The 26,494-nt window shown below is 69.1% G+C and carries 19 protein-coding genes and 1 pseudogene; 10 read left to right on the top strand and 10 right to left on the bottom strand.

Translation table 11 applies throughout. From position 1 onward, the window contains the following. Nucleotides 1-90: 90 nt before the first annotated feature. The gene (gene tpg / locus ACFVYS_RS32250; RefSeq protein ID WP_389507816.1) at nt 91-648 is read right to left on the bottom strand and encodes a telomere-protecting terminal protein Tpg; all 558 of its coding nucleotides are present in this window, start codon (nt 646-648) and stop codon (nt 91-93) included. Nucleotides 649-651: 3 nt separating this feature from the next. Then, on the bottom strand, nt 652-2,745 hold the full coding sequence (gene tap / locus ACFVYS_RS32245) for a telomere-associated protein Tap (protein WP_389507814.1): 2,094 nt from the start codon (nt 2,743-2,745) through the stop codon (nt 652-654). 600 nt (nt 2,746-3,345) lie between these two features. Here tap and ACFVYS_RS32240 point away from each other — a divergent pair. Beyond that, a complete protein-coding gene (locus ACFVYS_RS32240) occupies nt 3,346-4,056 on the top strand; it encodes a PRC-barrel domain-containing protein (RefSeq protein WP_389507812.1) in 711 nt (236 codons plus the stop codon). Here the strand turns inward: ACFVYS_RS32240 and ACFVYS_RS32235 are convergent. From ACFVYS_RS32235 to ACFVYS_RS32220, 4 genes are all read right to left on the bottom strand, one after another. Continuing rightward, entirely contained in the window at nt 4,014-4,463 is a 450-nt protein-coding gene (locus ACFVYS_RS32235) for a transposase (RefSeq protein WP_389507810.1), read from the bottom strand. The genes ACFVYS_RS32240 and ACFVYS_RS32235 overlap by 43 nt on opposite strands. A 326-nt stretch (nt 4,464-4,789) precedes the next feature. Continuing rightward, nucleotides 4,790-7,531 (bottom strand): amino acid adenylation domain-containing protein, encoded by a 2,742-nt coding sequence (locus ACFVYS_RS32230; protein WP_389507808.1) that lies wholly within the window; start codon nt 7,529-7,531, stop codon nt 4,790-4,792. A 16-nt stretch (nt 7,532-7,547) separates the two neighbouring features. Then, nucleotides 7,548-8,372, bottom strand: a complete 825-nt coding sequence (locus ACFVYS_RS32225) for an SDR family oxidoreductase (protein WP_389507806.1) — start codon at nt 8,370-8,372, stop codon at nt 7,548-7,550. Continuing rightward, on the bottom strand, nt 8,363-9,073 hold the full coding sequence (locus ACFVYS_RS32220; protein ID WP_389507804.1) for a thioesterase II family protein: 711 nt from the start codon (nt 9,071-9,073) through the stop codon (nt 8,363-8,365). Before ACFVYS_RS32220 ends, ACFVYS_RS32225 begins: the two co-directional genes overlap by 10 nt. A gap of 618 nt (nt 9,074-9,691) precedes the next feature. On the opposite strand from ACFVYS_RS32220, the gene ACFVYS_RS32215 reads away from it, so the two are divergent. From ACFVYS_RS32215 to ACFVYS_RS32205, 3 genes are all read left to right on the top strand, one after another. Further along, nucleotides 9,692-12,253 carry a beta-ketoacyl synthase N-terminal-like domain-containing protein gene (locus tag ACFVYS_RS32215; RefSeq protein ID WP_389507802.1) on the top strand — a complete coding sequence of 854 codons (2,562 nt, stop codon included), beginning with the start codon at nt 9,692-9,694 and terminating at the stop codon, nt 12,251-12,253. Beyond that, a complete protein-coding gene (locus ACFVYS_RS32210) occupies nt 12,246-13,028 on the top strand; it encodes a thioesterase II family protein (RefSeq protein WP_389507800.1) in 783 nt (260 codons plus the stop codon). Before ACFVYS_RS32215 ends, ACFVYS_RS32210 begins: the two co-directional genes overlap by 8 nt. Before the next feature lie 211 nt (nt 13,029-13,239). Continuing rightward, complete coding sequence (locus ACFVYS_RS32205) at nt 13,240-14,475, top strand: condensation domain-containing protein (RefSeq protein ID WP_389507798.1); 1,236 nt, start codon at nt 13,240-13,242, stop codon at nt 14,473-14,475. Nucleotides 14,476-14,751: 276 nt separating this feature from the next. On the opposite strand, the gene ACFVYS_RS32200 is transcribed toward ACFVYS_RS32205, so the two are convergent. Continuing rightward, nucleotides 14,752-16,083, bottom strand: coding sequence for a condensation domain-containing protein (locus ACFVYS_RS32200; protein ID WP_389507796.1), 1,332 nt, complete (start codon nt 16,081-16,083; stop codon nt 14,752-14,754). Nucleotides 16,084-16,404: 321 nt separating this feature from the next. Here ACFVYS_RS32200 and ACFVYS_RS32195 point away from each other — a divergent pair, with 321 nt between their 5' ends. From ACFVYS_RS32195 to ACFVYS_RS32185, 3 genes are all read left to right on the top strand, one after another. Then, nucleotides 16,405-18,132, top strand: a complete 1,728-nt coding sequence (locus ACFVYS_RS32195) for a non-ribosomal peptide synthetase (RefSeq protein WP_389507794.1) — start codon at nt 16,405-16,407, stop codon at nt 18,130-18,132. A 168-nt stretch (nt 18,133-18,300) separates the two neighbouring features. Then, nucleotides 18,301-19,446 (top strand): MFS transporter, encoded by a 1,146-nt coding sequence (locus tag ACFVYS_RS32190; protein WP_389507792.1) that lies wholly within the window; start codon nt 18,301-18,303, stop codon nt 19,444-19,446. 273 nt (nt 19,447-19,719) lie between these two features. Beyond that, nucleotides 19,720-20,715: an aldo/keto reductase gene (locus ACFVYS_RS32185; protein WP_359034133.1), complete on the top strand. Its 996-nt coding sequence runs from the start codon at nt 19,720-19,722 to the stop codon at nt 20,713-20,715. A gap of 145 nt (nt 20,716-20,860) precedes the next feature. On the opposite strand, the gene ACFVYS_RS32180 is transcribed toward ACFVYS_RS32185, so the two are convergent. The 3 genes and pseudogenes from ACFVYS_RS32180 to ACFVYS_RS32170 form a co-directional block, all read right to left on the bottom strand. Beyond that, a complete protein-coding gene (locus ACFVYS_RS32180) occupies nt 20,861-21,106 on the bottom strand; it encodes a phosphopantetheine-binding protein (RefSeq protein ID WP_389507790.1) in 246 nt (81 codons plus the stop codon). A gap of 7 nt (nt 21,107-21,113) precedes the next feature. Next, the gene (locus tag ACFVYS_RS32175) at nt 21,114-23,147 is read right to left on the bottom strand and encodes an amino acid adenylation domain-containing protein (protein ID WP_389507788.1); all 2,034 of its coding nucleotides are present in this window, start codon (nt 23,145-23,147) and stop codon (nt 21,114-21,116) included. 97 nt (nt 23,148-23,244) lie between these two features. Then, nucleotides 23,245-23,396: pseudogene (locus tag ACFVYS_RS32170) on the bottom strand (transposase); the annotation flags it as partial. A gap of 28 nt (nt 23,397-23,424) precedes the next feature. On the opposite strand from ACFVYS_RS32170, the gene ACFVYS_RS32165 reads away from it, so the two are divergent. The 3 genes from ACFVYS_RS32165 to ACFVYS_RS32155 all read left to right on the top strand — a co-directional run bounded on the left by ACFVYS_RS32165 (nt 23,425) and on the right by ACFVYS_RS32155 (nt 26,278). Next, nucleotides 23,425-23,916, top strand: coding sequence for a DUF3099 domain-containing protein (locus ACFVYS_RS32165; RefSeq protein WP_389507786.1), 492 nt, complete (start codon nt 23,425-23,427; stop codon nt 23,914-23,916). After that, complete coding sequence (locus ACFVYS_RS32160; RefSeq protein ID WP_389507784.1) at nt 23,892-25,319, top strand: helix-turn-helix domain-containing protein; 1,428 nt, start codon at nt 23,892-23,894, stop codon at nt 25,317-25,319. Before ACFVYS_RS32165 ends, ACFVYS_RS32160 begins: the two co-directional genes overlap by 25 nt. A 347-nt stretch (nt 25,320-25,666) precedes the next feature. Then, a complete protein-coding gene (locus ACFVYS_RS32155) occupies nt 25,667-26,278 on the top strand; it encodes a hypothetical protein (protein WP_389507782.1) in 612 nt (203 codons plus the stop codon). Nucleotides 26,279-26,494: the final 216 nt, after the last annotated feature.

Here is a 26,494-nt window from a genome sequence, read left to right as displayed (position 1 = left end):
ACGATCTTGGTGCCAACAATCCTGCTGATGTGCCAACTATCGTGCTTCGGCACACGACCGGCAGGCACAGGCACCACCATCGGGCCGGGGTCAGTAGTCGAGGTCGAGGTAGTCGATGTCGTTGAGAGTGACATCGGAGAGTCCTGTAGCGCGGCCTCCGCCGTCTTGGAAGTAGATCTCTTTGAACCCTTCGGCGATGATCTGGCGCATTTCCTGGTCGTTGGCGCCCTGGGCGCGGGCGTCGAAGAGGCGTTGTGCGTAGGCCGGGGGGAGGTGCACGGTGAGGCGGCGGAAGCGTCCGTCGTCGGTGGTGCCGACGGGTGCGGTGTACCCGAACCGGGCCCTCGTCTCCACGGTGATCCCGGTCGCGGTAGCCGCCTGCTTCTGCCGACGCTTGCGTACCTGTGGCTGCCAGCGGCCCCGTACCGCGTCGTTGATCTTCGCCGCGACGTCGGCGCGGGCGTGCTTGCGGGCACCGCGCCGGTATCGGTTCACCGAGTCGGCGGTGACCCCGATCTCCCGCGCGACGGCCTTCGCGCTGCCCAACTGCTTGAGCAGGTACCCGATCTGACCCTTCAACGTCTTCGGCGGCTCCCGGGTGAACGACTCCCGGTCGGCCCGCTCGATCGCGTCGTCGATCTCGCCCACCGGTTACTCCCCTTCGTCGAGGACGGCGTCGCCGCCCTTGATGTGGCGGGCGGGGTTGTAGCCCTGTTCCATCAGGTCGACCGCCCACAGCATCGGCTGGACGCCTTCCAGCTTCGCCAGACCCGGCGTGGGCCCGAGGCGGAACCCACCGGGCTGCGGCTTGCCGGACGCGGCATACGGCAGGAAGTCCAACGGCGAGGGGCCGGGGCTGGGGTAGACGACGCAGTCGGACAACACGGCGAGCGGGTACAAGCCCGTCAACTTGACCATGTTGGTGAGCTTGCGGTGCATGTTGACCCGCGCCTTGGAGATGACGGCGGCACGGATGTCGGGGCGCCAGGTCGGCCGCTGGAGGGCCGGCCACGGCTCGCCCTCCTTGTACTTCTTGCCCTGGGGGCGCTCGCGCAGCTTGCCGATGCCGCCCTTGACGGTGGCCTTGATGGCGGCGAGGACGGCCGCCATCGCGGGGTCGGCGTCCTTGTGCCGCTCCATGGCGGCGAGGAACTCCACGTCCGTGAGGTCTTTGGTGACGCCGAGGTCGGCGAGGGTGTCGACGTACGCGGTCTTGAGCCGGTCGTGCCACGGATCGAGGTACGCGCCGGTCTCGCGGCGCAGGTACGCCTCCAGCGGAGCGACGTTGTAGCCGAGCTCCTGGGCGTAGGCGACGGTGTGCGTCTGATACCAGGCAGGTCCCGTCGGCCGCGTGCCGTCCGGCGTGAACGGCGAGGGCAGGCGCGGGTCCACCTCGATGCGGGAGAGGTCGACCAGCCAGGAGCCGGGGATCTTCGGGTTGAACGCCGGGGCGTGGAAGTGGTCGGGCGCGCTGAGGCCGACGACCAGGCGGGCCGCGGCGGCGAGGAACGCCGTGTTCAGGTCGAGCCCGACCGCGTACGGCAGCGTGCACTCCTCATCCGTCAGCAGGCTGACGTCACGCACCCACTGGTAGGCCTCCTCGTTCAGGAACCCTCCGCTCCAGCCGGAGTCCACGACGACAGGGTGTTCGGGGGTTGCCTCCGGCGGCGCCGGGTCCATCGGGTCCGTGCCGAGCGAGCCGGGATTGTGGCCGGGCACCCAGTTCCCGGTCGTGGGGTCCTGCACGGCGCGGGTGGGCGGGCGCAGCGCGGTCATGAGCTCAAGGCCCGATACGGCCGTGGACCCGCGCGGGGTGATGACGCGGGTCGCGTAGACGCCGAGGACGCGGGCGACGTCGGCCGGCTCCATCCCCGTCACGCCGGGCCAGGACCGCTCATCGAGAGCGTCCCAGGACAGGATCGCCAGCTGCACGCACTGCCGCTGCGTACCGGCGGCCTTGCGGTAGATCCTTGCCCACGGGCCGAATCCGCGCTGCGTGAGGCGCCACTTCGCCTTCACCACCTGCTTGACCACCGGATGATCCTCCGGCAGCCGCAGGGAACGGCGCTGCTCGTGGCCTTCGAGGCGCTCCGGGAGGCCGAGTTTCACGGCAGCGGCCGCGGTGAGGACGATCAGCGGGTCACTGTCTTTGCCGTTGCGGTGCAGGCGCGGCGCGCCGAGGCCGGACTCGTGCAGCGTCCACTCCACCAGCTCCACGACAGTGGTCGCGGGGCAGTCGAGCACGATGCCGCCGACGCCGTACGCGCAGCCGTCACCGTCCAGCACCGCCAGCGGACCGTGCGGGAAGCGCGGATCGACGGCGGACTGCGCCGCCTTCCTCGCGGCCGGACGGCGCGACGCCGCGGCGGGCCGCGGGACGGGACGCGCCGACTCTGCAGCTGCAATGCCGGGACCCTGGGGAGGGTCTGCCTCCACCCCGGACGTCACCGGTTCGGTGGCCGCCGCTACCGTCGCGGCAGCCGAGGCGGCTTGGGGGGTGGGGTACTTCGCCGCCCACCCGTTCAGCAGCCGCTGATAAGCATCCAGGCGCGGTGATTTCGGCTCGCTGCGGCCGTTCTCCCAGTTCTTCACCGACTGGGTCGTCGTCTTCAACGCGGTAGCGAGGCGGGCCTGGGTGATGCCGGCAGCCTCACGCAGCCGGGCACGCTCCGCCGGAGGCGGCAGGTGCGGCTCCTCGTTCAGCAGAGCGTCGACGGACGCAAACAGCTCTTCCTCGGATGCCATGACTGCACCTTCACTCAGGAAAGAAACCTAACTTAACTACAAACTTACCCCGTCCTTTAGTCCTTGCCGCGCCCATTCCAGCCCAAGGACAGCAGTTTCCAAAGCTTGTCGCCAGTGAGCTTCGCGCGCCTGCTCTGCTGTTCGAGAAGGACACCCCGAGCTTGTCCAACCGCTCGACGGGGGTCCTGGGGACCCCAATGAGCCCGTGCGGGCCTGTACTGGGCCCAGGGCCGCCGCGCTCGACGGGACGACGGGCGTGCCCACCGCTTCGGGATGTGACCAGGATCGAGCGGATCATGGCGGCGCAGCATGGCGGCGCAGTTCAGGCCCTGGCACAGGGCGATGAGCTTGTGCACCCCGGCACCCCGCCGTGCCTTCCATGGCGTTTCACCGCTTGCACTATGTCGTACCGGTAGCTGGACCTATACACCCCACACCCCGCGCGTCCATGACAAAAGCGAAGATTTGCGTGTTCTGCTGCATTTTGTGGTTATCCGGATAGGGGGCGCATGGAAAGAGAAGCGCGATGATCAACAGAGCAGACGAACGGTTGTGGACTCGGAAGGTAACCGGTAATCACACAGGGAAGTGGGAGGAGAGATGATCACGCGAGAGCAGATCCCGACAGTGCTGGATCATCCGGTCTACGACGCCGAGGGCCACAAGATCGGCGACGCCAAGCACGTCTTCCTCGACGATGTCACCGGTCGTCCCGAGTGGGTGAGCGTCAAAACGGGCCTGTTCGGCACCAGTGAGTCCTTCGTACCCATCCAGGACGCCGCAGTGGTCGAGGACCACCTGGAAGTGCCCTACTCCAAGGACAAGGTCAAAGACGCGCCTCACATCGACGTCGACGCAGGCGGCCACCTGTCCGTACAGGAGGAGCACCACCTGTACGAGTATTACGGCCTTGCCTGGGACACCGCCTGGCAGCAAGCCAATCAGCCGGGTGAAGGCGGCTGGGCTCATGCCGGCGCCACGACTTCTCCCGACACCACTACTGCCGGCGCGCGGGAAAGCCGCTACGAGGACACCACCGCGTCGGGCATCGCCCGCAGCGGCGAAGAGCACCCCGACACTGCCACCCCGCAGAGCGGCTATGACGACACCACCGCGTCGGGCATCGCCCGCAGCGGCAAGGAGCAGGAGGAAGAGACCGTCTCCGCCGACTCCGACAGCCCCAGGGACCGCGAGGCATCGACGAGAGTCGACGAGCCGAGGCGCCACACTGAACGCGGAGAGGCCGAACGGGCCAAGTTGCGCCAGTACTACATCACCGAAGAACAGCAAGGCCGCTCAGATATGCCGTGAAGGATTCGGTGCGCACCGCAACGAGATGCGCAAGAAGCTGATCCCCCGGACCGCGGGCCCGGGGGATCAGTCATGACTCCCCTGCCGTCACACGGCGTGCGGCGGCAGCACAGCATCGACGGAAGCCGACGACGGCGTCCGCCTTGACCGACGGCGAGTCGATCACCCCCGCCGACGGCTCGGCATCCCGGCCCAGCCTCTCGCGCACCCGCGCGCGCAGCCGGTCGTGTGACTCCCTCACCAGCGCATGGTCGCGCCAGCGGCGGAAGAACGCGTACACCCCGGTCCCACGGCGGGAAGTCGGCAGGTATCGCCCGCCACTTGTCGCCGTTGTCCACGAGATAGCGGATCGCGTCCAGCACCGCGCGGTGGCAGTGTCCTTCCGGCCGGCCGTCCCGCCCGCGCATCCAGGCACCGGCAGCAGCGGCCGGACCTCAGTCCACTCCATGTCCGCATGTCCGTCGGGTACCGGCGCTGCCGTTCGGGGCGGTCAGCCGCGTTGCCGTACGTGTGCGCGAGGCAATCACACGTTGGGGCGGCCGAGTTGGACTGCCCGGCCATCGACACGGAAGACTGCGGCACAGGGGCCTCCTGGTGCTCTATGGATTCGACACCCACGAGCTGTTCAGGAGGCCCTGTCCTCATGCTGTGACCACGGCAGGATCACCCGACCGGGAATCCCCGTTCGACCACCATCGCCCAAGATCGAAAAGACAACAGCTACTGAAGGACCTCAGTCGTCGGCTCCGCTGAGTTGTTGGACGAGTCCGATGAACTGTGCTGCGGTGGAGTGGCTGTAAAACTGCCTGGGTGAGATCTTGGGTAGGTTCTGGTCCCGCATCTCGGCGAGAACTCGGGTGACAAGAAGTGAGTTGCCGCCGAGGGTGAAGAAGTTGTCCTGGAGGTTCACCGGGGTGTTGAGCTGCTTGCTCCAGATGCCCAGGACGGTGTCGGCGACGGTACCGGTGGCGGGCTTTGGGGCGTCGAGCGGCTCAGTCGGCACGGTACGCGGGTCGGGCAGTTGAGTGGTGTCGGGTTTCCCGTTGATGGTCAGCGGGATTTCGGTGACCTGGGTGATCGTCGCAGGCGTCATGTAGTCGGGAAGTGTGGTTTTGGCGTGCGCGAATACGTGTGCGCGATCGGCGGCACCCTCCAGGACGACGTAGGCGTCGATCCTACTGCTGGCGGGGTCGTCGGGTTGGTCGCGGTTGACGACGACGGCCGCTGCGGTCACGTGGGGTGCGCCCAGCAGCACGGTGCGGATCTCGTCGAGTTCGATGCGGTGTCCGCGGATCTTGACCTGGTTGTCGAGCCGGCCCAGGTGGTCCAGACGCCCGTCGGGGTGCAGCCTGCCCTTGTCACCGCTGCGGTAGATCCGTTCGCCTGTGGATTCGTCGAGGATGAACCGTTGCTGGGTCAGTTCGTGCCGACCGAGGTATTCGCCGGCTACTCCGGCGCCGCCGACGTAGATCTCGCCGGAGGGGCCGGGCGGCAGGACCCGTCCTTGTCCGTCGCGTATGGACACCGTCCACCCCGGTATCGGACGGCCGACCGATCGCGAGCCGGTGACGACATCGTGCGGGGTGATCGTCTGGGCGGTGACGTGCACGGTCGTTTCGGTGATGCCGAACATGTTGACCACTCGGCAGTCGGATGCCGGATGCCGGGTGAACCAAGGCGCGAGCATGCGCACGTCCAGCGGTTCGCCGCCGAAGATGACCAGTCGCAGGGCCAGGTCCCCGCGGACGCGCCGGTCGGTGCGGATGAGCTGCGCGAACGCGGACGGCGTCTGGTTGAGCACGGTGACGCGCTGCCCGGCCAGCAGGGCGTAGAACTCCTCGGTGTCGCGGGTGGTCCAGTAGGGCACCACGACCAGGCGTCCGCCGGTGAGCAGGCACCCCCAGATCTCCCAGACGGAGAAGTCGAAGGCGCTGGAATGGAACAGCGTCCAGGTGTCGTCGGGGCCCAGGGCGAAATCCCCGGTGGTGGCGTGCAGCAGCGCCAGCACGTTGCGGTGCGGCACCACCACGCCCTTGGGCGTGCCGGTCGAACCGGAGGTGTAGATCACATAGGCGGGGTTCTCGCCGCCGTCGTCGGCTCGTGCACCGGCCTCCGTCCGGCCTGCTGCCAGTCGGGTCAGTTCGCCCGGGGACAGCAGCCGGGTGCCGGGGACCGCGGGGAAGTCCGGTGCGGAGGTGATGATGACGGGCATGCCCGCGTCACGGACGGTGAAGCTCAGGCGCTGCTCCGGATAGCGGGGATCCATCGGCACATACGCACAGTCCGCCTTGAGCACGCCGAGCAGAGTGACCACCAGGTCGGCGTCTCGCTCCAGGCAGACACCGATCCGGCTGCCCGGTGCGATGTCCAGCGCACGCAGGCCCGCAGCTACCGCTTCCGCCCGCTCGTCCAACTGCCGGTAGGTCAGCTGCTCCTCGCCAGCCAGCAGGGCCACGGCCTGCGGCTGCTTGGCGGCCATCTCCTCGAAGGCGCGGTCGATCCGCCCCCGCGCGGGGGCGCCGTCGCCTGCTTCGCCCGCCCGCAGGACTGCCGCCCGTTCGGCTTGCGACAGCAGTTCCAGCTCGGACAGCGGCCGCTGCGCCGCGCTGTTCGCCAGTTGCCCGGCCAGGTGAGCCACGTGTGTGCTGAACTGCCGCGCGATGGAGGCGTCCACCATGCCCTGGTCGAAGTGGCAGGTCGCTCGTGCCGAACCGGGGTCGAGCTGGACGGTGAGCGGGAAGACCGGCGCCAGGCAGGCCGTATAGCTCCCCTCCTCGAACGCCGGGCTCAGGACCACCCCGGCCGACGGCGCGTGGGGGGTGACCGGTGCCTGGTCGAAGCGGTGCAGAAAGTCCGCGACCGAAGCCTGCGCAGGCTCCTCCAGCGGGTAGGCGCTGATGCGTTCGGCTGTGCCGTCGCTCAGGTCCAGCACGCCCAGTTCCGTCCGGTCCTCCCCGCTGTACCGGCTCACGGCCAGGGCGATCGCCGGCAGCAGGAACGATTCACCTTGCCCGGTGAGGTCGATCTGCACCCGGCCAGCGACCCCGCGCAGGTCCGGATCGCCCAGACCCCAATCGAGGCGTCCGCGGTGCGCGAGGCCGGGCCGGGGGGCGGCGGGCCACGCCGGTACGGCGTCGCCTGACCCGTCCAGCAGCAGCCGGGCGATCCGCCGCAGCGCGGCCGGCGGGATCACCGCGCGGACCGCCACCAGAACCAGGTCCGTCGTTCCGTCAAGGTAGTTCAGGGCCACGGCCCGCAGGGGAGGGCCGTCCTGGTGGATCGGCCGCAGGGACTCGGCACGCCTGCGGTCCTGGCCGGCCGGCTCGTCGGCGTCGGCCGGCACCGGGGTCTGCCAGACCTGGACCGGATCGGGCAGCGCCTCGGACAGCAGGCGCTGCGGATCGGCTGTGCCGGGCAGCCGCAGGACGAGGCTGTGACATCCAGCGGCCAGTTCATCGATCGTCGGTGTCGTCACGGTTGGGACCTCCTGGTCATCGGGACGTGAAGCCGCCGTCCACGGTCAGCACGGTGCCAGTGACCTGGCGGGAGTCGTCCTCCGCGAGCCACAGTGCCGCGTTCGCGATGTCGGACGGTTCGATCAGCGCGTTCATCGGCTGGTCCCGTACGAAGATCTGTTCGTGCTCGGCGACCGGGACCTCCAGCGACCGGGCGATCTCGGCGAGCATCCGCCCCTCCATCACCGGCTCGTCACGGACCGAGCCGGGGCACAGGGCATTCACCCGGACCCGCATCGGGGCGTAGTCCAGGGCCGCGGCCTTGGTCAGTCCGATCAGCCCGTGCTTGGCCGCGACATAGCTCGCGAAATGCCGGTATCCGACCGTGCCCGCGGTCGAGGACACGTTGATGATGCTGCCGGACCTGCGCTGGACCATCACCGGTGCGACCGACTTCATCATCCGCCAGGCGCCGGAGAGGTCGATGTCGAGCATGAGCGACCACTCCTCCTCGGTGATGTCGTGGGCGATCTTCCCGGAGGGCGAGGCGATTCCGGCGTTGTTGACCAGCACGTCCACCGTGCCGAACCGGTCCAGCGCCTGCTCGACCGCCAGCGCGCACTGCTGGGCGTCGCGTACGTCGACGGCGGCCGTCACGGTCGCGGCGCCCGCGCGCCGGCACTGATCCGCGGTGTGTTCCAGCTGGCCGGCGGATCCGAGCGGGTAGGGCACGCCGGCCAGGTCCTGCGTGATGTCCAGCAGCAGCAGGTCGGCTCCCTCCTCGGCGAACCTGAGCGCGCAGGCCCGGCCCAGGCCGCGGGCCGCGCCGGTGATGATCACGGTCTTGCCGGTCAGTCGCATGCCGGGCTCCCGGCTACCGTCCGCAGCACCCGCTCGGCCTCGTCGACCAGGTACATGTGGCCACCGGGCAGTTCCTGGTAGGTGAACGGACCCCGCGTCACCTCGGCCCACTGCTCGGCCTGCTCCCGGGAGACGAGTTCGTCGTGCTCGCCGCGCAGCGCGGTGACCGGCACCGAGAGCGGCTCCGTGCCGGTCGCCCGGTAGTTCTCGTGCATCTCCACGTCGGCGCGCAGGATCGGGAGCAGGACCTCGACCATGTCGGGATCGTCGAACGCCTCGTGCCGGTAGCCGGCGAACCGCTGCACCCCGGCCAGGAACTCCTCGTCGGGCAGGCCGGTCGCCCGTTCGGTCCGTCCGTCGTGCGGCGCCGGTGATCCACTGACGAACAGGTGGCGCAGCCCGGGGTGGCCCGTCCGCTCCAGTTCCCTGGCGATCTCGTAGGCGAGCACTGCGCCGAGGCTGTGCCCGAACAGCGCGATGGCCGCCCCCTCTCCGGCAGCGGAGGCGATCTTAGGCGTCAGTTCGGCAACTGCGTCGGAAACTTTGGTGAAAGGATCGTCAAGAAATCGTTCCTCGCGGCCCGGTAGCTGGACCGGAAGTACCGTGACTTTGGGTATGTCTGTCTTTTCCCATTCCCGGAAGAAGGCGGCGCCACCGCCGGCGAAAGGCAGACAGGCGAGAAAGAGCTGCTGTGTAACCACGGTCCCCCAACTTTCTCATCGTTGACGACGGGGAGTGTAACCCAGGAGCCGCGGTAGTTGATCTTGCCTTGGAGTGGGCGGTGTTGTCACGGGTGCACGGTGTCCGAGAGGAGAGCCGGGCGTGAGCTATTGATTGATTTGATGGTGCCTCGTAGCCCAGTTGGTGACAGCACGGACCTGGCACGGTCAGCCTGCGCGGGCGTCCCTGTGTCCTCGGTGGGCCGGGGCCGGCGGTGCTGGTCCGAGCGGTTCTGTCCGACACCGGCCACGAGAAAACACTTATGCCCTTATGGATCGAACTCCGCACCAAATACAGACAAAGACCGACTGCCGGTCCTGCCCGCCCCTCCGTGGCCCGCCGCCGCCTCGACCGACTGTGGAGGCGTGCCTGAGCTAGGGTTTGACTGGACGTCAGACGTCTGACGGGTGGCGCCCGCACCAGCGAAGGTGATCTTGTAACCGTGGAGTCGGCGTCGTTATAGTCGCTGGCGTTGTGGATCACCACGCTTGCTGATCGAGAAAGTTGACGGGGAACATGAGACTGAGCGGTTTGATGGCTGCTTCATGCCGGGCGATATTCGCTGACCATGAAAACGGACGACGCCAGGATGTGATCCGGTGAGCGCTCGTCAGCCCGCAGCGACCGAGACCGAGCGAATTCTCGCCGAGATCTGGTGCGACGTCCTCGAGATAGACGACGTCGGAGTGACCGAAAACTTCTTCGAAGTCGGCGGATACTCGATGCTCATGCAGATGGTGCGCGCGCAGATCGAGGAGCGTCTCGGTATCCGGCCGACTCTGCCGCAGCTTTTCATCTACTCCACGATCCGGTCGTGCGCCGCCTTCCTCGACGGATCGACACCGGCGCAGGAACCGGTCGCGAACGCCCCGGAGAAGCCGGAGAAGGCCGAGGCGGCGACCTCTGCCGGCCCAGAGGCCGACTGGCGTGACACGGAAATCGCCGTCATCGGACTGGCCTGTCGTTTCGCGGACGCGGAGGGGCCCGACCAGTTCTGGGACAACCTCGTGTCCGGCGTGGACAGCATCAGCCGTTTCCCCAAGAAGAGCTTCGTCACTCCCGGCGGCAGCACGAAGGAATACGTCCCAGCGGGCGGACTGCTGAAGACACCGGAGTGGTTCGACGCGAGTTACTTCGGGTACACCCCGCGTGAGGCCCTGCTCATCGACCCCCAGCACCGGATCCTGCTGGAGTGCTCGCTGGAGGCGATCGAGGGCGCGGGTTACGACCCGGACCGATTCCCCGGACTGATCGGCATTTACGCCGGGTCCAGCCTGTCCACCTACACGGAGACAATGCGGGCCAGGCAGCAGGAAGACGCCACGATCACCAACTGGGACATTCTGACCGGCACCACCAGCGACTACCTGGCCAGTCGCGTCGCCTACAAGCTGGGTCTGCGGGGACCGACGACCAATGTGCAGGCGGCCTGCGCGACCTCGCTGTACGCCGTGCATTTCGCCGCCCGGGCACTGCTGTCCGGGGAATGCGACCTGGCACTGGCCGGCGGTACCTCGGTACGGTTGCCCGCCGCGCTGGACAACTACCGGGTCGGCGGAATTACCTCACCCAGCGGTACGTGCAGCCCGTTCGACGCGGCTGCCGACGGGGTGATCGGTGGCCAGGGGTGCGGCATGGTCGTGCTCAAGCGGCTGTCCGAGGCCATCGCCGACGGCGACCACATCCATGCTGTCCTGCGTGGTTCCGCAGTCAACAACGACGGCAGGGACCGTGCCGGGTTCACCGCCCCGGGAGTGCGCGGGCAGGTTGAGGTGATCCAGGCTGCCCAGCACGCCGCGGGTGTGACGCCTTCCTCCATCACCTACGTCGAGGCCCACGGCACCGGCACCCGAGTAGGGGACCCGATCGAGATCGCCGGGCTGAACCACGCCTTCGCCGACGGGGAGCCGCGTGAGCAGCCGTGCCTGCTCGGCTCGGTCAAGGCCAACATCGGGCACACCGATGCCGCCGCCGGCATCGCCGGGTTCATCAAGACGGTGCTCGCCGTGGAACGCGGGGTCATTCCTCCGAGCCTGAACTACAGCGAACCGAACCCGGACATCGACTTCGCGGCGGGCCCGTTCACCGTCGTGACCGAACCCACGCCGTGGGAGCCCACCGGGCTGCCGCGCCGGGCGGGCGTCACCGCGCGCGGCCTGGGCGGCGGCAACGCGCACGTCGTGCTGGAGCAGCCGCCGGCGCCGCGGGCCCGGGAACACAGCACGCAGGACCAGGTGCTGGTGCTGTCCGCTCACACGCCGGCCGCCCTTGACGAACTGACGGCACGTGTCGCCGGCCATCTGACGGATCACCCCGAGTCCGACCTGCGGGATGTGGCGTGGACGCTGCAAGTCGGCCGACGGCTGCACGGCCACCGCCGCTACGCGGTGGTGCGAGACACGCAGGACGCGCTGCAGGTGCTCGGCGGGAACGAGCCCGGTCGGCTGATCTCCGGTGACCACGCCCGGGACGGACGGGCTGTGGTCCTGCTGGTGTCCGAGACGGCCTCCTGGCAAGCGGTACAGCGTTGGACGGCGCTCGGCCTGAAGCCGGATCTCACCCTGACCCCGGACAGCAGCGACGCCCAGCTCCAGGGCGCGCTGGACACTCCGGGCCGGGTGTTCCTGGAGATCGGCGACTCGCGGCTTCTCGCACGGCTGCGGGAGCAGCCGCAGTGGACGCCGGACCACCTCGCCATCACGGTCACCGACCCGCTGGCAGCACTGGGCGAGCTCTTCCTCGCCGGGCTGCCGATCGACTGGGCGCAAGCCCACGCGGAGCAGCCGCGAAGGGTGGCCCTGCCCGGCTACCCGTTCCAGCGGCAGCGCTACCTGCTGGAGGCCGGGCCCACCGCACAGCCGTCGGCGCCCACCACACCCACCGCGGACGCCGCACCCACCGCCGACGCCGACGTGGACATCGAACAGACGGTGTCCAGGCTGTTCGGTCAGATGCTCGGCCTGCCCAACGTCGACCCGGACGAGAGCTTCTTCGACCTCGGCGGGGACTCGCTGGTCGCGCACGAACTGCTGGGCCAGCTCGAGCAACTGCTGCCGGTGGAAATGGAAATCCGCGCGATGTACCTCGCGCCGTCGGTGCGCGAACTCACCGCACTGATCGAAGAGCAGATGCGCGACGTCCCGGCGGCGCCTCGTGGCTGACATACGTGTGATCACACGCCCGGCACCGCATGCCTCCGTCGCCACCCTGTACTGCTTCCCGCACGCAGGCGGGGCGGGCGGGGAGTACGCGCGGTGGGTGGCACACACCCTCGGCTTGCGCCTGGCGGCCATCCAGCCACCTGGCAGGGCCCACGACCTCAAGCAACCGGCGCTGACCTCGATGCCGGAACTGGTCGGCGAGATCCTCGCGCAGGTGGAGTTCACCCCGCCGTTCGCCCTGTTCGGACACAGCCTGGGCGCGCTGGTCGCGTTCGAGGTGGCCCGGGCCCTGCAACCGAAGCCACTGCGGCTCTTCGTCTCGTCGTGTCCGGCCCCGCCACAGCTCACCAAGTCCCAGTCGCTGCACCTGCTCGACGACGCCGAGCTGCATGCCGAGATCGAACGGAACTGGGGCCCGCTGCCCGCGGCGACCACGTCCGACAAGGAACTGCTCACCGCCGCGCTGGCCTGCTACCGCGCCGATCTCCAGGTACTGGAAACCTACGAGTACGTGCCGGGCCCCCGGCTGCGCAGTCCCATCACCGCCATCGTCGGTGACGCGGAGCCGAACGGCGAGGCGTGGACGGCGGCATGGCGCGACCAGACCGACGGAGGCTTCGCGTCGTCCGTGCGGCCAGGAGGTCACTTCCACACGCGGCAGGACACCGAGGGCCTGGTCGGACTGCTCACCGACACGGTCCGGTCCGATCTGATCCGAGCCGTCCGGTCCGAGCCGTCCGATCTGACGCGAGCCGAGCGAGTCATGAACCGATGAGAGGCCCAGCAGGGGCCGTGAGCCGCTGCAACCGCCCTTGAACGGCGGTCGTTCCCGCAACGACCGCCCCGGCCAAGGGCATTCACCGCGATCCAGCTCGGGCAGGCACGTCGATCTGCCCGAGCTGGATCGCTTTCGGCAGGACGCCGGCGGCCCCTCTTCGGGGCGGACAACAAGCCGGCGTGGAAACAGAACACAGTGGAGGCATGCTGTGCACCGCAGCATCACCAGGACCTACCTCAAGCACTACGCGAACGTCCACAACGGAGTCGACGAGCTGATGCCGCTGACCGGCGCGCAGCGGAGGTTCCACCACTCCAGGTCCACCGACCCGCACGGCCGGGCGCAGATCCTGCCGGTCTTCCTGGAATTCCCGCCCGGCTTGTTGTCGGCCCACCGCCTGGAGCAGACAGCGCGATCGGTCCTGCTGAGGCATCCGGCCCTGCGCGGGGCCGCGGACACCGCCGGAGGGGTGCCGGTACTGCGGATAGACCCCCTTCCCGACTCCCCGATCGTGCGGGAGATCACAGCCCCGGACACCGAGCGCGCTCTGTGGGCCGCCCTGGACCACTGGCCCACCGGGCTGGGCTCGTTCCGGGTGCTCCTGGCCAGGGACGAGCGGCGGGATCTGTTGGCCATCGGCTTCGACCACCTGATCTGCGACGGCGAGTCCACCGGGCTGGTGCTGGACGAGCTGATGTCCGCCTACCACAGCCCGGCACACGAGCCGGACTCCGGGTCCGCCACCGCACTGCGCCGCTACCGCGAAGCAGTGGAGCAACAGCTGGACAGGGAGCACGAGGCCAGCGGGCCGGAGGCGCTGGAGCACTGGACAGCGCGGGTACGCGACGCGGGGCCCGGCCTGTGGGGCACGGGCATGTACGAACCCGGCCCCAGCGCCTCGGTCTGGCAGCACGTCACGTTGTCGGGACCGGCCGCGCTCCGGCCGTTCCCGGCGGTGCTGGCCGGCTGCCACGAGGCGCTCGCCCGGACGGCGGGAGCCGCACCGGTCGCCTATACCTGGGGCGGCCAGGACGGGGCGGGCGTGGTCGGGTGCTTCATCAACACGGTGCTGGCCCACCCGCAGCACAACGGCATCCGCGAGAGCTGGCTGGAGGACCTCGAATTCATCGACACCCCGTTCGACGAAGTCGTCCGGGCGGCCAGGGCGTGCCAGGCGCCGTGGACCGGCCACCTCGATCTGGTGCTGACCCTCATCGACCGCACACGCCGCCCGGCGCCGATACTGGAGGGCGAGCCCGGCCGGTTCCTCTATGTGTCGGGCCACAGGGCCCACGAGCCAGTGGTCGTTTCGGCCCTCCACGACGGTGAGGAGTTGTCGCTGCGCATCGACCACGATCCCGCGATCGTGCCCGGTGCCGCCGCGACCGCGCTCGCCGACGCACTGCGCGAATCCCTTGCGGACAGCGGCCAGGACGCGCGCTGAAGAGTTCGGCCAGGGGGCTTCGGAGAGGCGGTGACGGTGTGGGCCGCAAGCGGGACGAACGCCTGATGCGCCGGAACGGCTGCGGGGCACCGGCCTGACGACGATCTCCACCGGCGAGGGCTCCTGCCCCCTCTGGAACACGCCCTCGCGTCCCGCGAGGTGGGCAACGAACCGAGCAGCGCCTCTCACACAGCCCGGGAACCTCAGTCCGCGACTACGCGCGCCGCCGGGTCTCCTCGGCCTCCCGCGCGATGACCCACGTCATGGTCCGTCGTCTCACCGGCGTCGGCCCGTTCCGGGGGACAGGACCGGCTCGTTCAGGGCCTGCGGGAAGCGGGTCAGCACGTCGGCGAACTCGGCAGCCAGTTCCTGGGCGTGAGAGGCGCTGAGCTGGTCTCCGCGATAGGCCATCAGCGCGATCAGCCGGCCGTCTCGTTGCGCCATCGTCACTGTCAGGCCGAACTTGGCGTAGTTGCTGCGCAGCGAGTCGTCCAGAACCGGTGTCAGCCGCGTGCCGTCCAGATCGGCGGCGTGGTCGTCCAGCAGGTTCATGTTCAACGTGACGTTGGTGTAGGGGGTGCGTCCGAAGCGCCGGGGCGGCTTCAGCCGGGCGACCACATCGTCGAACTCGACGCTCTGGTGCTCCAGCGCGTCCAGGGCCTGGTCGCGCATCTGCATCAACGCGTCCAGCAGCGTGCTGTCCGAGGTCACCCGGGAGCGCAGCACCACGGTGTTCAGGCACGGACCGAGCAGTTCGGCGAACGGGGGCTCGTCCCGGTTCGCCGTCGGGGAACCGAAGGTGACGTCATCCAGGCCGGCCCACCGGTGCATGGTCACCGCCAGGGCGGTGGCGGCCACCATGAACCAGCTGACGCGGCGCTCGGACTGCACTTTCTGAAGCGAGTCCAGCAGCCCTGCGGGCAGCGAGACCTGGAACGCCCCGTTCGGCTCCGGTCGCTCCGGTACGGGCAGTGGTGTGTCCGGGGACGCTCCCCGCAGCGTGGACTCCCAGTACAGCAGGTCGGTGTTCCAGGCGTCGGTATCACGCTGACGCTGCTGGAAGGCGGCGAACTCCCGGTACTGGACGACCGGTCGCGGCCTGTCCGGCGTGGTGTAGTGGCGGTCGAGTTCCGCGAGCAGGAGGGGGACCGACTCCCCGTCGATGACCAGGTGATGCAGGCACAGCAGCAGCACCTGCCGATCGTCGCCCAGCTCGCCGAGGGCGGCGCGCAGCAGTTGTCCGGATTCGAGGTCGAACGGCCGGCGGACGCCGGCGTCCAGCCAGTCCATCATGCCGTCGGGAGCCTCGCGCAGGTCGAGTACCTCCAGCTCCGGCAGCCACGGTTCACGCAGCCTCACCGACAGCCCGTTGTCGTCTTCGATGAAACGGGTGCGGAGTATCTCGTGCGCGGCCACCAGGCGGCCCAGCGCGGCGCGCAGCCGACCGGGGTCCAGGCGGCCCGCCACCTCCCAGGCGAGCGGCACGTGGTTGCGCACGTCAGGATCGATCAACTCGGCGAGCCAAATGCGCCGTTGGAAAGCGGACATCGCCAGGGGCGCATCTGCGGCGGCGGCATCGGGCGGCGACATCCTCGACACGGAGTCCATGAGCGCGGCTTCTCCTCATTTCGCGGCGTGAGATGCCTGCGCAGACACCCTGTCCACAGGCCGGTCCGCAAGGGCACGCGGCCCCGGACAGACGTTCTCGGCGGCGGTGCAACCCTGCGCGATCAGGGGATCCCCCCGAACCTGTGATCATGTTACAACCCGGCTGCGAGCTGGGCATTGCTGTGTGCGACACGAAGGCCGCCAACGACCGGCCAGCCAGGAGCTTTTGATGATCGTTTATTGACTAGGTCTCTCCTGCTGTGATCCGATCGAGTGTCTTTGACTGATCCACTTTGAGTGATCCACCCGCGGGGGATGAGCATGTCGGACGAGGGTTTGTTACACGCCCAGGTTCTCGGTGGAGCGCAGGCGGCTACGGCCTGGCTCGACAGTGACGGCACGTCGCTGACCTACCAGGAGCTGGAGGAGCGGTCGGGGCGGCTGGCGAGACGGCTGGCCGAAGTGGGCGCGGGCCCTGGTGAGCGGGTCGCGCTGTTCCTGGAGCGCGGAGCCGACATGGCCGTCGCGATGCTGGGTGCGCTGCGGGCCGGCGCGGCGTTCGTACCGCTGAGTCTGGCGGAACCCGCTCCTCGGCTGGCACGGATACTGACGGACTGCGCGCCGGCCGCGGTGCTGGTGCACGACGCGACCGCGGCCCGGTTCCGGCACGACGGTGTCCGCACACTCGGCGTGGACGCGGACGGGGACGCGGACGGGGAGCACGGACCGGCCGTGGCCGGCTCCCCAGAGGATGCCGCTTACGTCATCTACACCTCGGGCTCGTCCGGCGCGCCCAAGGGCGTGGTCGTCGAACACCGCAACCTGACGCCGCATCTGGACTGGCTCGCCGAGCGGCTGCCGCTCGGGCCGGGTGACCGGCTGTTGCAGGTGGCGCCCTACACGTTCGACGCCTCGCTGACCGACTTCTTCTGGCCGCTCCGGGCGGGTGCCACGGTGGTCTCGGTCGCCGAGGGCGACCATCTGGACCCGCTCGCCATCGCCACCGCGCTGGTCGAGCAGGAGATCACCGCGGTCCGGCTCCCCCCGGCGATTCTGCCGTTGCTGCTCGACGAGCCGCGCTTGAGGGAAGCCCGCAGCCTGCGGTACCTGATCAGCGGCGGGGACCGGCTGCCGACGTCAACGGCACGCCGGATCGCCGAACTGCTGCCCGCGGTACGGGTGTTCAACCGGTACGGGCCGACCGAGGCCGCCGTAGCGGTCACGTACCACGAGTTCGACGCCGGCACGGACACCAGGCCGGATGTGCCGATCGGCCTGGGTGTCACCGGGGCCGAGCTGCATGTTTCGCCGGACGGGGAACTGCTGATCGGTGGCGCGTGCGTGGCGCGCGGTTACCTGGGCGATGCCGCGCTGACGGCGGAACGCTTCGCCTGGCTGCCGGACCTGGGCAGGGTGTTCCGCTCCGGAGACCGTGTCCTGAAGAATGCCGCGGGCGTGTTCGAGTTCCTGGGCAGGGATGACGAGCAGGTTCAGATCAACGGGCACCGGGTGGAGATCGGCGAGGTGCAGTCGGCTCTGCGCACGCATCCGCACGTCGTGGACTGCGTGCTCCTGCCGCAGGAGCAGGCCCTGGCCGGGTATGTGGTGGCCGAGGCCGGCCCGCGGTCGGCCGATGAGATCCACGAGTATCTGCGCGCCAGGCTGCCTAGCCACATGGTGCCCAACGTCATCACGTTCGTGGACCGGTTGCCGATGACCGAGCGGGGCAAGGTAGATCTCGCGGCCCTGCGCGCCCTGCACGCCTCGCCCGCCGCGGACCCGGTGCCTGCCGCGGACCCGGTGCCTGCCGCGGACCCGGTGCGGGAGGTGGTCGTACGGGTGTGGTCCGAGCTTCTGGGCGGTATCGAACTGCGGGAAGACGACGACTTCTTCGAGCGCGGCGGGCATTCGCTGCTCGCAGTGCAGGCGGCAGGCCGGATCCGCAAGGCGCTGGGCCACCGCATACCCCCGCGGATCATGTTCGAGAAGACGACCCTGGGCGAGTTCACCGAGGCGGTCACGGAGATCGTCTCCCCGGCCGCCGGGTGATGGTGTCCTCGGGGGCTCGGTGGGCTGCCGGTTGTACGTCTGGGATCGGGGTCGAGGCACGGGCGGCGAGCGGGTGTTCCGTTCCCGGTCCGCGCCTGGGCCGGAGAGAGAGTTTCTGTGCCGACTGAGCTGAGTTCCGAGGCCGCCGAGACCACTGACAAGAGGTCCATGCGGTACGCACTGCTGATCTCGCTGGCCACGGGGATCGGTTATCTGCCGTTCGCCCTGACGATTCCGATTCTGCCCGGTCACGTGACGGACCGGCTGCACGGCGGTCCGGCGGACGTCGGTGCGGTCGTCAGCAGTTATGCGGTGACGTCGCTGCTGTCGCGGCCGGTGTCGGGCGCTTTGATGAACCGTCTCGGCACCCGGGCCCTTTCCATCGGCGGCGCGGTGCTGACGGCGCTGGCCACGGTGTGCTGCCCGCTGGCCGGGTCGATCGGCCAACTGGTGCTCCTGCGCTTGGTGGTGGGTGTCGGTATGGGAGTGATGCAGGCCGCGACCGGGGTCTGGCCGGTGCAGCTGGTCGCCAAGGACCGGCAGAACTGGGCGTTGGGGCTGGGCGGTACGGTCAACTACCTGGCCCTGGGGCTGGGCGCTCCGCTGGGCACTCTGCTCGCCGGCTGGACCGGCACGGCAGAGACATTCGTGATCGCCGGGCTGGTCACCCTGATCGTCATCCCGATCGCCGCGTACGTCCCCGAAGTACGTATCCCCCCGAAGACGGAGAAGGCTGACGTCGATCGGCGCCAGGCGCTCCTGGGCACCGTGCTGCCGAGCGTCGCACTGGTCTTCACCGCGTTCGGCTTCGCGGCGGTCGCCAGCTTCGCGGTCGCGAAGTTCGACGCCCTGGGTGTCGCCGGCGGAGCGGCCGTGGTCACCGCGTACTCCCTGACCGTGGTGGTGTTGCGCATAGCGGGTACGTGGATCCGCTGGGAGGTCACGCGGCCGGTGGAACTGGTGGCCCTGTTCGTGGTCGAGGCGGTGGGGATCGCGCTCGTCGGGCTGTCGCACACGCTGGCCATGGGTGTGGTCGGCGGTGTACTCACCGGCGTGGGCATGTGGCAGATCTACCCGGCGCTGGGGGTGTTCGTGGTGCGCTCGGTCAGCGAGCGCGGGCGCGCCATGGCGCTGTCGGTCTTCGGCGCCTGCTTCACGGTGGGGGTCGCCATCGGCAGCGGTTCACTCGGGCTGATCGCGCAGGCCGCCGGGTACCGGACGATGTTCCTCGTCTGCGCGGCCTGCATCCTTCTGGGCCTGCTGGTGGCGGTGACCGCGTCCCGCGTGCGAGGACCGGCGGCAGCCCAGGGCTGAGGCATCGCCGCCACCACCGGGTTGTTTTTGAGCGTAATTTCATGGCATCGGTCGATCGCCTGCCTTTATCCCGTTCAATCATGCGGGTGCGTAAAACTATGCCAAGAGGGCTTCAAAACCCACTCGGCTGCGTTTAGTCAGTGTTCTGCGGATCGATTTGCCACTGCATTCTGACGCTCGGATCACGTAAGCTGATCATGCTTGCAAAGGCGCAATATCCTTTGCAGGTACAGCGTGTTTGTTCTGATTCTGAACCGATCAAGGGGAAGCATCTTGAAGTACGTCAAGCTGGGCTCGACCGGCATAGACGTGTCGCGGATCTGCCTGGGGGCCCTGAGCTTCGGCACACCGGGCAAGGGGGTCCACAATTGGACTTTGGACCTGGACCAGGCGCGGCCTTTGATGCTGCACGCCCTGGAGTCCGGCGTGAACTTCGTGGACACCGCCAATGTGTACTCCGCGGGGTCCAGCGAGCAGATCGTCGGGCAGATCCTGCGCGAATACGGTCACCGTGATGAGGTCGTGCTGGCGACGAAGGTTCACGGGCGGACGCGGCCGGGACCCAACGGTGTGGGGCTCTCCCGCAAGGCGATCATGACGGAGATCGACAACAGCCTTCGCCGGCTCGGCACCGACTACGTCGACGTCTACCAGATCCACCGGTGGGACCCGGCGACGCCGATCGAGGTCACCATGGAGGCCCTGCACGATGTGGTGAAGGCCGGCAAGGCACTGCACATCGGCGCGTCGTCGATGTGGGCCTGGGAGTTCTCCAAGGCCCAGTACGTCGCCGACGCGAACGGCTGGACCCGCTTCAGCACCATGCAGAACCACTACAACCTGATCTACCGCGAGGAAGAGCGGGAGATGCTGCCCCTCTGCGCCGACCAGGGCATCGGCGTCATCCCGTGGAGCCCGCTGGCGCGGGGGCGGCTCGCCCGCCCGTGGGACGTCGTCAGCGCCCGCAGCGAGACCGACGAGTTCGGCAAGATGCTCTACTGCGACAGCGATCGCGAGATCGTCGAACGGCTGGAGCAACTGTCCGACAAGCGTGGCGTGCCGATGGCGCAGATGGCGCTGGCGTGGATGCTGTCGAAGCCGACGGTGACCTCACCCATTGTCGGTGCCAGCAAGATGAGTCATCTCCAGGACGCCATCGACGCGTTGGACGTGGTGCTGGAGGACGAAGAGATCAGCTACCTCGAAGAGCTGTACCAGCCGCACAACGTCGCCGGGCACCCGATCACCTCGCTGCCGGGCCAGCACTGAGGCCGACGTCCGGCCCCGTGTCATGGCAGGTTCCCCGACCTGGTGAGTGCCGTTCCTTCCGGAACAGGGGATGCGGTCGTTCTCCATGCTTCGCGATATCGCGTGACGAAGCATGAGAGAACGACCGCTGAACCGTTCTAACGATTTACCGCTGGGCCGCGGCCAGGTCTGTCACCAGCCCGACGAAATCATCGAGCTCCGCGTGATCGAACACGTCGCGCATCCGTACCTTCACACCCAGAGTCTGTTCGACGCGTGCGATCATCCGCGTTGCCAGCAGAGAGTGCCCTCCGAGGAGGAAGAAATCCGCGTCCGGGGTCACCTCGGTACCCAGGACCTCGGTCCAGATCGCGACGACTGCTTCGTGGACACCGGTGGCGGGGGTGGTCATAGGTGATTCAGTCCTTGTTCGATGGAGTGGCGGCGAGGCGAGCACGGTCGACCTTGCCGTTGTGGGTCAGCGGCAACTCGTCGAGCACCGTGTAACGAGTCGGCACCATGTAGTGCGGCAATTGCGCGCGCAGGGCCTTTCGCAGCTCCAGCCCCAACCGCCCGTCCGTGTCCTCGGCAACCACATAGGAAGCCAGCCGCTTTCCGCCGACGGCGTCCTGTTCCACGATCACACACGCCTGGCGGACCCCGTCGCAGGCGAGCAGAGCCGACTCGATCTCCGGCAACTCGATGCGGAACCCGTTGACCTTGACCTGCAAGTCGGTGCGTCCCAGAAATTCCAGGGCACCGTCGGCGAGGAACCTGACGCGATCTCCGGTCCGGTACATCCGTACTCCGCGCAGCGGCCCCTCCTGCGGAGTCACGAAGCGCTCCGCCGTCAGGTCCGGACGCAGCGCGTAACCGCGGGCCAGGCCCTCGCCCGAGACCCACAGTTCGCCGGGGACTCCCGGCGGCACCAGCTGCCCGTACCGGTCCAGCACATGCACGCGGGTCCGGGCGACGGGGCGGCCGATCGGGACACTGGTGCGGAGATCCGTCGGTCCGTCGTGGCTGATGGGGTGAAAACAGGTGAACGTGGTGTTCTCCGTCGGGCCGTATCCGTTGACCAGTTCCAGGTGCGGCCACATGCGCGCGACCCGATCGACGTGATGAGGCGATACGACGTCACCACCGACGAAGAGCCGGCGCACCCCACGCAGGCAGTCCGCCTCGTACTCGGCGATCTGATGGAAAAGGCCGGAGGTGAGCCAGAGGACGGTGACTCCTCGCTCTTCGATCACCTCAGCGAGTTCAGCAAGCCCCAGCGGTCCTGGCGGGGCCAGCTCCAGCCGGGCTCCACGTGCCAGTGCTCCCCAGATCTCCAGGAAGCAGGCGTCGAAGGTCAGCGGCGCGAATTGCAGCACGACGTCATCAGCCGCGAAGCCGGTGCACTGTTCGTCCGTGACCAGCCGGGCGACACCGCGATGCGTGATCTCCACCCCCTTGGGAACGCCCGTGGAGCCTGAGGTGAACACGAGTGTGAAGAGGGCGTCTTCGGGAGCTTCGGCATGCCCGGGTTCGGCATCCCGAGGGGTGGATCCGGGATCGGCCTGGTCGGTGAGCTCTGCCAGCGGCAGCATGGCAGTGCCTGCTGGAGCGGAAACAACCGGTTCGCCGCTGTAGACCACGGCAGCGATCCGGGGATCGTCCAGCATGATGCGTAAACGTGCTGCCGGGTAGGAGGGATCGAGCGGCACAGAAGCCGCCCCCGCCATCGCCACGGCGAGCAACGCGACGATCGCATCGAGGCTTCGCTCGGTCATCAGACCGACCAGCGAGCCGGACCTGATTCCTGCGGCGCGAAGGCGCTGTGAGGCGCGGACGGCAGCGGAATGAAGCTCCGCATAGGTGAGTTCTCGCGTGCCCTCGCTCACGGCGCTGGAATCGGGCCTCAGCAGGGCCTGACGCTCCACCAGTTGATGCACGAGAGGAAGCGATGCGGTGTCGTCCCACTGATCACCCGACAGTGCCAGCAACCGTGTCTCCTCATGGGGAGCGACTGTGCTGATTTCGCTCAGAGGAAGGTGGGGCAGCCGTGCGATCTGATCGGCAAAGTGTTGGACGGCCCTCGCGACCGAGTTGCCCAGACCATCGACCGCCAGGTGTTCAGCCAGTTCGACGACTGCCTCGGATCCGTTGCCCGGCACCGCGTCGACCGTGACGGTGACGTCGGGCGCCCTGTCTTCGAGTTGGCGGAGCTCGGCTCGCGTGAGGCTCTCCGCCAGTGAGCAGGCCATGAGGTCGGCGTCGACCAGCAACGGCGCGGGGAAGAGCAGATCCTCCGACCGGCGGCCCTGCACGCTGAGATCGTGTCCCGAGAAGCGGTGGACCAGGGCTGCCAGAGCCACGACCGTTTCCGCTGGACTGAGGGCACGGCCCCCCGAGGCGCCGGTCGTCGGGCGAAGTTCGATGCGCAGCTGCATCCGCGCGACCTCAATCATCGGAATGGCGAGAATTGGCGATGTGTCAATTCACGTACAAGATCGACGCGAGGTTAGCAAGATCAACATCTCGCCCGCAAGGCCGCTAGTTCTTTATCTACCAAGATCTTCCGGGCTTGCCGAGGCCTTGAGGGTCTCGGGGCGTTTGACGGTCTTACCGACGTCGTAGCGGGGTGGCCGGTGCTTGTTCTTGGCACCGGGCGGCCGTCCGGGACCGGCTCCTCGGGGTTTGGGAACACGGGCCGGGCATACTGCCGGAGTGCCTACGCAGGCCCCCATGAGCCGAACCCCATGGCACCGGACCGGACCCCGGGCCGAGTCCATCACCCGCGCACGCACCGGCCTGTCGGAGGATCTGCGCGGCCGCCAGCGCCGCTACATCGTGGCCATGCTGGTGCGCAGCGCCTGTGTGGTCCTGATGGCCGTCACCTGGAACAGCTGGCCCGCCTTCGCCCGCTTTCCTCCCGGCGTACCGGCCGCCTCCTCCTCCCGCACACATACGGCCTGCCCCGCAGACGCCCCTGCCGTACGGGCTCCGGCCCGCGGACGGGTGTCCGCTCTCCACCTGCCCCGCCGACCCGCTCCGTACCTTCGCGATCCGCCGGGCGGCCCCTGCAGCTCACGGCCGGCAACCAGGAACCAATCCAGCCGTAGCGACGTGCAGGTACGGGGGAGCGCCTGGAATGCCGTCCCGGACCGGGACATGACTGCACAGGCCGACGGATGGATGCGAGTGCGCACCGCATGGATGCAAGGCACGACGAGGTAGGGGAGTTCGCGCTCCTGCTGATGCGCTTGAAGAAGCGCACGGACCGCAGCTACGCGGCGCTGGCCCGCCGTCTGGACATGACGTCCTCCACGCTGCACCGCTACTGCACGGGCGAGGCGGTCCCCCTGGACTTCGCCGGGATCGAGCGGTTCGCCGCCCTGTGCGGAGCCTGCCCCGCGGAACGCGCGGAGTTGTACCGCCGGTGGGTCCTGGCCGTCGCGGCCCGGCAACGGCCACGCCCGTGCGACGCCCGGCGGGCACCGGCGCCCGACGGCCCCACGAGCACGGCGGCCGCGGCCGCGTCCCCGAGCCCCAGCAGTGCGGCGGACGAGGAACCCGAGCCGGTGCCGCCGTCCGTCCCGCGCCCGGAGCCCATCTCCCCGGTCACTTCACGCCCGGAGCCGGCCTCGGCGGGCGAGCCGGGTCCCCGCCCCGGGCGCCCCCGACGACGGCCCGGGCGGGCGATGGCACTGGCGGCCTCGCTCGCCGTCGTGCTCGCCGCTCTCACCGCATCGGCTGCCGGCCCCCGTTCCGACGGCCCGGTGTCGGCTTCCGCCCCTAGCACACCGAAGCCGTCGGCGTCGGCCAGACACAGCGGCAGCGGCCCGCACAAGAGCGGGGCGAGCGCCGGCGCCGTCCCGCCGCCGTCCTCCGCCCCCGCCACCGCACCGCAACCCTCCGCGTCGGCCACGCACAGCGGCAGCGGCCCGCAGGAGAACCGGACGAACACCGGTGTGGCCGCCCTGCCGGCCCCGCTCACCTGGACCGCCAACTCCCAGGTGTGGGGGGAACTCGAATGCGACCATGACTACGTCATCGACAAGCCGCCGCAGCAGGTCCCGCCGCCGCCGAACCCGGCGGACGCTGCGCCCTGGGCCGCATCTCAGGGCGCGGTGCACGGGCGGGACACCAATGTGCGGATCACGGTGCAGGGACGTGGCTCCGCGGCCGTCGTCCTGGAGGCCCTGCATGTGCGCGTGGTCGGCCGCGCCGTCCCCGCCGCCCGCCGGGGCATCGCCTACTCCACGGCCGATGGCTGCGGCGCCACCCTCCAGCCCCGCTACTTCTCCATCGACCTCGACGCGCACCGACCTCGGCCCCGTGCCGTGCCGGCCGGCCGCCCGGACTCACCGAGCTTCGCGGTCGACTTCCCCTACCGGGTGTCCCTGCAGGAGCCGGAGGTCCTGCTGGTCTCGGCGGGCACCGAGTCCTGCACCTGCGACTGGTACCTCGAACTCGAATGGTCCTCGCAGGGCCGCAGCGGCACGGTGCGCATCGACGACCACGGCCGCCCGTTCCGTACCACCAGCATCAAGGGGCTGCCCCACTACTGGTACCGCGGCCCCGCCGGCTGGGTCCCCATGACCACCGCCGCCGACGGCGAGGCGGAAACCGGCGGCTGACGGGCGACATCGGCCGCATCCGATGGCCGGCCGGCACGACGCGGGTCGTCCCCGCGTCCCGGAACGGCATCCCAGGCCTCCTTGTTTGCGCAGGTCAACGCAGGTGGGACGGTCCCGCTGTCCCGGGTACGGGGGCAGCTGTTGCCGGGGGTCCGCGGCGTCCAGGAATCTGTGGATGTCGCACCGGCTGAGGCGGCACGACCGTCCCGCCGGCAGCACGACGACCACCGCCCTGCGCTTGTGCACCGGGGCACCCCTGTGCCCGGGCGGCGTGCGGCGCCTCGCACCACCCGCCGCCCCACGACGCAGGAACACCCGCGCTCTGAACCTGAGAAGGAAGCCACCACATGAACAGGAACACTCCCGCGCGCCGTCGTCCGGCCCGCCGCGTGGCCGTCGCCGCCGGCCTCGTCCTGGCCCTCGGGCTCGGTGCGGCGGCGCAGGCCTCCGCCGCACCGCAAACCGCCGGCGCCCCGGTCAGCGCTTCTGCCCCGTCCACCGCGCTGTCCGACTCGGGCGCGCCGCTGTCCGGCCGCCAGATGGTCCGGGTGCTGAAGTCCCTGCTGCCCAAGGGCGCGAAGATCTCCGACGAGCAGAGCCAGGAAGGCTACGCCGCCCTGGTCTGGGACGACGGCCGCGGAAAGAGCATGATCGGGGTGAACGCCCAGCACGACATGGGCGACGTCATGGACGGGCTCATGGGCTGCGAGGGCGAGTACATCGCGTGCCAGGCCCTGACCCTGGGCGACGGCACCCAGGTGAAGCGGGCCAAGCGGGCATCGGAGAAGGGCGGCTCCGCCGTGGTGTGGCTGGTCGACACCCTCCATCCCGACGGCCGCCGGGTCATCGTCCAGGAAGTGAACTCCTACGCCGAGGGCGGCCCGGTGACGCGGCCGAAGCCCCCGCTCACGCTCGACCGCCTGCAGACCATCGCGCTCGACTCCCGCTGGGCGGGCTGACCGGATCGCCGCTCGGACGCGGTGTGCTCACACGCCATCGCAGAAAGGGCGCTCGACCGCTGCTTCGCCGCAGGTGCCTGTGCCGAGAGCGACGGCATCACCAAGTGCGGGAAGCGGTGCGTGAACTGACGTGTACCGGCGGCGGGGCACCGAAGCGGTGCCTCGCCGTGTGACCGCATCCTGCAAGGCCGCCGTCCGTCCCACGTGGGACGGACG

The sequence above is a fragment of the Streptomyces sp. NPDC058295 genome, from assembly GCF_042880655.1.
GTDB classification, from domain to species: domain Bacteria; phylum Actinomycetota; class Actinomycetes; order Streptomycetales; family Streptomycetaceae; genus Streptomyces; species Streptomyces coriariae.
This window is presented reverse-complemented; position numbering and strand designations above follow the sequence as displayed.